Raw genomic sequence first — 215 nt, 5'->3', positions numbered from 1 at the left:
TATCTGTTTTTCCCTCTAAACTCGCTTTTGACATTTTTGGAAAAGCTGTAGCCCTGAAACTTCGCAAAGGAATTTGTTGGATCTCAGTAAGCTTTAGCGGGATAGTGAACAAGGCCACAGCATTACTGCCAAAAGGACTTATGATAATAATTAAAATATCTGCATTGCGTAATAAGTTAGTTCCAATAAGTCTGAACGTGCTGTACTTTTCAAAG

General features: G+C 37.2%; 1 protein-coding gene. It reads right to left on the bottom strand.

Going from position 1 to position 215, the window contains the following annotated elements; all coding sequences use genetic code 11:
- On the bottom strand, positions 1 to 215 hold a 215-nt coding region (locus ACRHOC_RS15790; protein WP_431159515.1), incomplete at both ends, for a hypothetical protein.

Source organism: Winogradskyella poriferorum, from assembly GCF_050618035.1.
GTDB lineage: Bacteria > Bacteroidota > Bacteroidia > Flavobacteriales > Flavobacteriaceae > Winogradskyella > Winogradskyella poriferorum_A.
Note: the sequence above shows the minus strand (reverse complement) of the source record. Positions and strands in the feature narration are given on the sequence as shown.